This is a genomic window from Nitrosopumilaceae archaeon (assembly GCA_035631875.1).
GTDB lineage: Archaea > Thermoproteota > Nitrososphaeria > Nitrososphaerales > Nitrosopumilaceae > TA-20.
Map to the genome: position 1 here is coordinate 1 of DASQHX010000008.1, position 8,040 is coordinate 8,040.

The window sequence follows — 8,040 nt, forward strand, 5'->3', positions numbered from 1 at the left end:
GAATCGAAAACTTGGATGCGGTTATTGTTTGTGTCAGCAACATAGATGTTACCTAACGAGTCTACTGCTACACCTTGTGGACTGGTAAATTGCCCAATGCCAGAACCAGACGTTCCAAACTGGAAGAGAGGATTACCAGCTGAGCTGAAAACTTGGATGCGGTTATTGTTTGTGTCAGCAACAATAATTCTGTGTAAGCTGTCTACTGCTATTCCATCTGGATTATTAAATTGCCCAATGCCAGTACCAGCACTTCCGAACTTGAACAAAAAGGTTGGCACGCTTATTGCCCAAACATCTTGATGAGATGAAATTATGACTGTGACAAAAATTGCAAATATTACAAGAAAAAGAATTTTTTTCACCAACCCTCACCCATCGAACATACATGCAAGATCTATAAAAAATCGATCTTTATAGAATCTGTATTACCACAATTGGAAATTATAATTATTGAAAGATGTAGAGTTTTTCATTTCGAGTAGTTCCTTGTAAGGTGATCAAGTTGATATGAAATTACCGTGTTGTTTTGTAAACTAACTTTGGCAGTGAGTAACTTGGTATCATTGAGATTGATATTAAGAACTTGGTAAGTACCAAACTCTGTATACAGAGTTGAAAGCCCCATGAATTCGCAATAACTACTATCATCAATGAGTTTTTTTAGTGTTTGATTAGTCATGACTATTATTTCCGTTTGTTGTCTTTTTGAGAGTTCAAGATTATTTTGAAATTCCTTTAATTCTGTGCCACAAGATATTCCATGAGGTATTGTTGGATGCGTCTGTGACCACCAATTCGAGATAACAAAATATGCACTCATAGTTCCTGCTCCCACAATTAGGATTATTGCTACGACATTTTCTGCTTTCAAAAGTTAGTCTAATTTGTGGTTTTAAGTTTAAAAAATTGATGTAGATTTTCTATGTAGATTTCTTCTAGTTTGTCAAAAGACCAAAGGATCTATCTAGGAATACATGCAAGCAAATTTCCTGGCGGTGTTTGACACGTACCAGAAATCATATCACCGTGTGGTGATGTAAATGAACATAAATCTCCACTTGATTTTCCACTACAAGCAGTTATTGCTTCTTGTGGGGGAGTGTGACCTTGAGTTGGTCCATTTTGGTTTGGCACATTTTGGTTTGGTAAACCTTGACTGCCCTGACTATTTTGTCCAGTTTGTCCGTTACTTATCACCATATATTCTGCTGGCTTGCCTCGAAAACAACTTGCAGAATACGGAAAATCATATGTCATGACATAATGATATGTTGTAGTAGCTGCACCATTTTCTATAATTTCACTTGTAATGCCGTGGCACTCATCCAAATCATCTGTTTTCAAATACTTGTTAGCTGCCACCTGTGGGCCTGTAATTGGAAAACCATCAAGGGCATAACCAAGAACTGTTTTTTCATTGATATCCTTAAAACAAGAACTCAATCCATGATAATGATACTCTCCACTATTTTGTGGATGTCCGCTGCAAGAATCTTGTGCTTCGTGCGCTTGTGCATCACGCAATTCTGCATCAAAACCATCAAAGAGCGGAACACCTGATAGCATGATGCCAACTTCGCCTCTAATGCAGTAAGGAGTTTCTGAATATACTGGATTGACAGGAATGTTATCATCATATGACTGGATAGAAATCGAGTTTGGGTTCATATCATATTTACTAACAGGATCACTAGAAGATATTGGAAATGTACCAGTCGTGTGACTAATTGGCAAGTCGTTGCCAGATAATGTTCTAGTATTACCTGAAACAACATTTGTAAACATTGCATTTGGCCAAGAAACTGATCCGCTCACTGAAAGTTTCTCTAAAAAGTTCCATGTATTCCCGTGAATCCACGGTCCACTTGACTGAGCTCCCTGACCCATTGGAGGCACGTTACAGAGGTAAATGTATCCCTTCTTTGGTCCTGAAGTGACATATTTTCCGTCACCAAGTGGAATATTTCCATCTGCATATGTATTGTCTGAAATAGCAAGAAGGTCGCTGTCTGTCAATACTTGATTGTCATTTGCCATCTTGTTTGTAACAGATTCTGAGTTATTGGAATTCGATTGTGGTATTTTTAAATCTCTGCTCTGTATCAAATATTGAATTCCTTTTACAAACTCATCATTTGATAGATGTCCCGCTGCCCATAATCCAGCATTATTTTTTGTTATAGTTTGAGAAGTTCCAGTTACAGATTGTCCTTGTGTTGGTATCTGTACGATTCCTTTTTGCATGAGATACTGCATACCGTTGATATAGTCATCATCACTAATTTGTCCTTGCGACCACCACTTGGCATTGTTTTTTATCCATGATGGAAAACTGTAACTTTCTTGCCCGCTTACTTGTAAATCAAATATGAAAACACTAGAAGCGATAGCAATTGCAATCATTAGTATAATCATTACCTTCAATTATCAGAATTCATTTTATTCAAGTAATTAACTTTTAATACAAGTTCTAGTTCTCACAGGTCTGAATACACTGAAGATTTGGGTCCTGTAAGACTCGTTATCTTTATCATTACGAAAGTTATGGTTTGAAGAACAAGAATACTAGCAATGATGGATGTCAAGTTTGAAAGTACTTTAGTTTGTACTAACTTTTGTAACTGATCGTTGAACAGAATTTTTGCAGCTAGGAAAAACAAAGTTAAAGATTTCATTAAAAAACAAGATATTTCCAAAAATGGAATTCTAGTTAGAGAAAATGAGCATATTTAATAATTAGAAAAAGGTTTACTTTGCAATGCGTCGGGTTGGGAGTATAACATTATTATCTTCTATTGCAATATTTGCAGGTGTTTTACTTTCAGCAAGTCCTCTTGCAACTGGAAACGCTTTTGCAGATGACAGAGATGCACATGGAACACATCATCCAACTACACTTGCTTCATTTTGTGCCACGATTGACGATAGGAACAGCTTTGAAGCACTTGTCTGTACTGCCATTTCTAATTTGGAGACTGAAATACATAACATATCATTAACTCCTGGTCCACAGGGTCCAATCGGTCCAGCAGGTCCAACTGGTGCAACAGGTACAACCGGTGCAATAGGTCCTCAAGGTCCCGCAGGTCCACAGGGTCCAGCAGGTCCAAGTGCTAGCACATATTGTCCGCCTCTAAGTGCACTAAGTACGGATCCAACTAAACTTTCATTTTCGAATCTTGCAGGTTGTGATTACCACGGTGCTAACCTACAATCTATGGACTTTACTGGTGCCAACCTAGCCGGTGCAAACTTACAAGGTGCACAGTTACAGGGTTCAAGCTTCCGAGGCGCAAACCTCGTTGGTGCAAACATCAGCGGTGTATTGATACACGGTGCAAGTTTCACAGATGCAAACCTCAGTTATGCAAACCTCAGTGGAATATTTACTGATAATGCAGACCTCAGTGGTGTAAACCTCAGTGGTGCAAATCTTACTGGTGTTACTGACAATCCTTTCTCACCTATCACAGTTACACATGCAAATCCGCCATGTTTTGGAAGTGTCCTTTGCAGTGATATACCCTTATCATAAACAAACCACTTTCTTTTTTTCTAGATTGAATCATCTATCAAGATGAAACCAGTATTCCTACAGATCGTAATTCATTTGTAACAGTTTTAATAAATTCCAAGATTTGCGGAGCATTATCTATGCATAATTTAATAGATGTAGTTAAGATATTAGAGTTTGATTTTAGTGCATTAACTATATTTGTAAATTTTGAATTTCTGGTAACTGAGGGAATTTTGTCAAGCTGGCGTTGAATTTTTTCTAGAGCTGTAGAAATTTGTCGTCTAAATGCAATAATACCTTCTTCTGTAATTAAATAGCCTGTTGTTCCAGTTGCATTATCAATATCAACACTCTGTATGTATTTTCCTTTAACTAACATTTCAGTAGTTTTTGAAAAATCATCATCAGAGGTCATCGAATCAAATGATGCCTGACAGAGATTTCTTAGCAAATCTTTTCTTAATACAGGTTTATTTTCATTAAATAGTCGTGCTAAAATCCAAGTGGCGACAGGAGTTTTAATATTCATAGATCTTTCTTTTAAGAGCACTTGCTGATATAAAACAAGGATCGATAATACAATAACCTACCATTTCATTAATTAGGAAAAATGATCCAATCCTTTAGGAATTGGTTTTGTATGTCTACGCAAGATGTGAATCTCAAACCCTTCTCTTGAATAAAATTCCAATTTACAAAACTTGCAAGTATATGTCATGGAATAGTACAGAATTGTTTTTGATTTAATGGATCTTATTGAAATACTGTTATCCAAAAGTAAATGGTTCGAGTCTTGCAAGGATTGCTACATTATGATTTGAAAATAAAAAAAAGTGAACTGTATTATCTCACTTCATGTGAGAATATACAGTGTCTACACTAAAGAATGGACAGTTTACGATAAAACCAGCTAGCGTTGTCGTTGTCATGTCGCTTTTACTGGTTAAATCTTGAGTATTCTCTAGTACGGTTGCCATTGACGGATCTTTCCATGTTACGACCTGTATTCTCCACATTGGACTGTAGTATTGATCACCTGGCTTTGTAGCTCCAACTCCTGACTGAAATCCAAGAGGTCCGCTGCCCTTGATACCATTTGAGAACTGGTACAGATCTGCAGATGAGCTAGTTGTTATGGTTGCCTGAGTTTTGCTTGCTAGAACTATACCAAGCATATCAGCTGGACCCATTTGAGATGCATCAGTTGCGATATAGTATATGGTAGAGCCATCTGGTGCAAATCCTCGATGAGCAACAAAGGTTACTTGCATTTTTTGTGTATCAATGTTTAACACCTGAGCACTTCCATATGAGCCCGATTCTGTTATGCCATCTCTTATCTTCATGTGTCCTGCTTGTATGGTTCCTTCTTTGTTTCCTCCCCATTGTACTATTGGGCAGTTGACAACGATGTGTGTTGGTGTGATAGTAACCTTGCCATTTGATTCTGCTGCTAAAACTTCATCTTCAGAACCAAGCATGGTTGCAGATGTTGGGTCTTTCCATTCTACAACGTTTACTCGCCATAATGGGCTGTACTTTGCATCACCTGGTATAGAATCAACTATTTGCGGTTGAAAGCCCATAATTCCAGGACCCTTTATTCCATTTTTGAACAGATAGATATTAGCAGATGCTGCTGGAGGAGTATTTGCTAATGCTGGTGCAAAAGTCACTGGAAAATTAGTGAACTTTGTCAGTCCTGTTGCCGCATCAGAATCTGATGCTTCTGTTGTAATATAGAACACATCTTTTCCATCGTACAATCCTCTTACCAGTGGAATTACCAATGGAAGATTTGCATTGGATAGTTTTAGTACAGAGCCAAGATCTGAGCTAGCCATGGCTTGATGCATATTCTGAGCTTGCATCATGGAATGGTCTGACATGTTTTGTCCTTGCATCATGGTTTGTGTACTTGTAGAACCAGCCTTACCTTTCATCTGCGCTTGAGAAAGCTCTTGTTGCATTTTGTCATACTCACCTGGTGCACAAACATGATCGCCACAAATTCTTGGACCTCCAGGATAGAGTGCCGTATAGTGGTTGTCATTGAAGCTGCTTCGGCTTGTAAGAGCATTTGCGACAGGTAATGTCTCCCAAGTTGATGTCAATGCGACCGTAAATACTGGAAGGATTAGTAATAATCCCAAGTATCTCAGTTTTTTATTCATTGCACCTTGCTTTGTCTCATATCACATAAGCATTATTCCAAATTTGTTCCAAATTTATTTTCAGTCATGTTTAGCTCAAACCAGTAAGACTCGCTAAATACCAGTTATACATTACTAGTAGTCAAAACTCCTCAATTTTTTATTTTAAAAATCAATCCTTGTTTCTAAAACCTCTTTTAGGATAAATTTGATGTGATGTTTAACAGTAGATAGCACGGCATGAAGTGAATTTTATCAAAACCTCGATATACCAATCACGTATCCGTATGTTATGAGGCAGACTATTGATAATCCTATATGGGTTACGATAACTGACAAATCAATGCTAATTATGATTTTGAGCTCATATAGAGATGAGGACAAGAAAAAAATTCTGAATATAGCAACAAGACCAAAAACCATCCCTGAAATTGTTCATGAGTCCAAGTTATCTAAAACTTTGACATATAGAAAGGTACAGTCGTTATTACAAGATTATCTCTTGTTTCCAGCTGGTCATACCCTAACGAAAAATCAGAAACTGGTAACAAAATATGTTTCACTCTTTGAGGAACTTGAGACTAACATAGAAAAAAACGATGTATCAGTCAGAGCAAAAATCAATAAAAACAGTCCTAGTATTTTTTTCAAGATGGTAGGTGACAAGGTAGGTTCTACACTCGAAGAAAAAATCATAAGGAAAATAAAACACTCCCAAAACGAGCAAGAGACAATTAGGCGCCTAGTAAAACATCTTAAAAAAAGTGGTTTGAAGAAGATAAAATTAACTAAAAAAAATCAATCCTAACAAATGTCGGCCTTTGACCACCTTAAACCAATGGTTAGAGTCTTGTAAGGTTCGCTACAAAACTTTACAAATTTTTTATTTTTTACAATTTATGTTCGTGTTGTAATTTTATCTGGTTGAAACTTTTGCCAAAGAAAACCAAGAATAGTATGTCAAGATATTTACTTACACTAAAAAATTCTGCACTAGACTTAAAAGGAATTGATTGGTAAGGTTCTATGATGGATAAAAAAATTCTTTTTCTCCCAGTATTTGCTGTTTTAATGTATATTGTGATGTTTCATGATGCAAATGCGACTACAATAATTGGTTCTGCCACAAGCTGTAGCACAACATTCTCTTGTATCTTTACAATACCCGTTGGGGGAAGTGCCTCGGTTGGGAGTGGGATCTCTTTTAAATTGCCAGGTGAATCATTGACCTCGCATGGTACTGTAACATTTACAGGTTATCCTCCTGCACCAGGCGGTTTCCATGTAACGGGAGTGTTTATTGCTGTTGATGCAAACACTGGCAAAGTTGTAACAGGTTCTTTTGATTATTACATTCTAGCTTCTGGACATAGCGGTAAGGATAGTGGAATCACATATCACCTTAACACAGGAAAGCCAAGCTCGATTACTTTTACTCTAACAACTCAAGATCCCACAAGTACAACAGTAGCATGTATCCCATCACCCATCCATCCTGGAGGTTCTACATCATGTACTATCACTGTGAAAGATACTTCTTTTCCAAGCAGCATTCCAACTGGTACAGTCAACATCTCGACCACTAGCGCTTTTGGTACACTCAGTAATACAGTTTGTACTCTTTTAGCAGGTAGTTGTTCTGTGGTATTTACAGCAGGCGATGAGGATTTGGGCGGAATCAAAATATCTGGTGCATACAACGGCGATACCGATTACTATACTAGCTCAGGCAGTACATCAATAACCGTCAACACAGCTGCAGATATTCCAGAATTTCCATTTTCATTTAGCTTGGTAATTATTTTTCTAGCTGTTGCAGCAGTGTATCTTTCTATAAGACAAAAGATGATACCAAACATCAAGCGATTTTAGAACAGGATTAATTTTTAAAATAAAAAAGAGAAAAGAGTTTTGTAGCTACTCCGATGAGCTTACTGCACACTTTTTGTAAGTTTTTTTCACAAAATTTCTTGGACTCGGACTAACTGTTAGTTCAAAAACTGTAATGTTCGCTACAAAACTTTTTTTATTTTAAGAATTATTTTTTGTAGCTAAAAACGCTTGATGTTTGGTATCATCTTTTGTCTTATAGAAAGATACACTGCTGCAACAGCTAGAAAAATAATTACCAAGCTAAATGAAAATGGAAATTCTGGAATTGATGTTGGGGATGGTGTGGCTATGCATTGATTACTGGTCTGATCAAAAGATGTTCCGGATGAGCATAAAGGAGGTGATATGCATTGACGAGTGACAGGATCTAAGGTTGATCCTGATGGGCAGGGGGAGGAACCTGATTCGCAAAAACCGGTGTTAGGATTGTAGATAGAGCCTGACGTACAAGAGGGAGACTCGCATAAACCGGTG

General features: G+C 37.3%; 9 protein-coding genes. 3 read left to right on the forward strand and 6 right to left on the reverse strand.

Features of this window, described 5'->3' with window-relative positions:
- The 3 genes from VEU72_01955 to VEU72_01965 form a co-directional block, all read right to left on the reverse strand.
- A partial coding sequence (locus tag VEU72_01955) for a 6-bladed beta-propeller (GenBank protein HYL65899.1) occupies positions 1-365 on the reverse strand: 365 nt, incomplete at its 3' end.
- A gap of 107 nt (positions 366-472) precedes the next feature.
- Positions 473-874 carry a hypothetical protein gene (locus tag VEU72_01960; protein ID HYL65900.1) on the reverse strand — a complete coding sequence of 134 codons (402 nt, stop codon included), beginning with the start codon at positions 872-874 and terminating at the stop codon, positions 473-475.
- Positions 875-963: 89 nt separating this feature from the next.
- Positions 964-2,418, reverse strand: coding sequence for a YHYH protein (locus VEU72_01965; protein HYL65901.1), 1,455 nt, complete (start codon positions 2,416-2,418; stop codon positions 964-966).
- 343 nt (positions 2,419-2,761) lie between these two features.
- On the opposite strand from VEU72_01965, the gene VEU72_01970 reads away from it, so the two are divergent.
- Positions 2,762-3,538: a pentapeptide repeat-containing protein gene (locus VEU72_01970; protein ID HYL65902.1), complete on the forward strand. Its 777-nt coding sequence runs from the start codon at positions 2,762-2,764 to the stop codon at positions 3,536-3,538.
- A 37-nt stretch (positions 3,539-3,575) separates the two neighbouring features.
- On the opposite strand, the gene VEU72_01975 is transcribed toward VEU72_01970, so the two are convergent.
- Both VEU72_01975 and VEU72_01980 read right to left on the reverse strand, forming a co-directional pair.
- On the reverse strand, positions 3,576-4,049 hold the full coding sequence (locus VEU72_01975) for a hypothetical protein (protein HYL65903.1): 474 nt from the start codon (positions 4,047-4,049) through the stop codon (positions 3,576-3,578).
- Positions 4,050-4,368: 319 nt separating this feature from the next.
- Complete coding sequence (locus VEU72_01980) at positions 4,369-5,694, reverse strand: hypothetical protein (GenBank protein HYL65904.1); 1,326 nt, start codon at positions 5,692-5,694, stop codon at positions 4,369-4,371.
- Positions 5,695-5,965: 271 nt separating this feature from the next.
- On the opposite strand from VEU72_01980, the gene VEU72_01985 reads away from it, so the two are divergent.
- Positions 5,966-6,481 (forward strand): hypothetical protein, encoded by a 516-nt coding sequence (locus tag VEU72_01985; protein HYL65905.1) that lies wholly within the window; start codon positions 5,966-5,968, stop codon positions 6,479-6,481.
- 221 nt (positions 6,482-6,702) lie between these two features.
- The gene (locus VEU72_01990) at positions 6,703-7,545 is read left to right on the forward strand and encodes a hypothetical protein (protein HYL65906.1); all 843 of its coding nucleotides are present in this window, start codon (positions 6,703-6,705) and stop codon (positions 7,543-7,545) included.
- 179 nt (positions 7,546-7,724) lie between these two features.
- On the opposite strand, the gene VEU72_01995 is transcribed toward VEU72_01990, so the two are convergent.
- A partial coding sequence (locus tag VEU72_01995) for a hypothetical protein (protein ID HYL65907.1) occupies positions 7,725-8,040 on the reverse strand: 316 nt, incomplete at its 5' end.

Coding starts and splice junctions, on each gene's coding strand:
- VEU72_01965 (HYL65901.1), bottom strand. CDS start 2,418: ATGATTATACTAATGATTGCAATTGCTATCGCTTCTAGTGTTTTCATA.
- VEU72_01970 (HYL65902.1), top strand. CDS start 2,762: ATGCGTCGGGTTGGGAGTATAACATTATTATCTTCTATTGCAATATTT.
- VEU72_01975 (HYL65903.1), bottom strand. CDS start 4,049: ATGAATATTAAAACTCCTGTCGCCACTTGGATTTTAGCACGACTATTT.
- VEU72_01980 (HYL65904.1), bottom strand. CDS start 5,694: ATGAATAAAAAACTGAGATACTTGGGATTATTACTAATCCTTCCAGTA.
- VEU72_01985 (HYL65905.1), top strand. CDS start 5,966: ATGAGGCAGACTATTGATAATCCTATATGGGTTACGATAACTGACAAA.
- VEU72_01990 (HYL65906.1), top strand. CDS start 6,703: ATGGATAAAAAAATTCTTTTTCTCCCAGTATTTGCTGTTTTAATGTAT.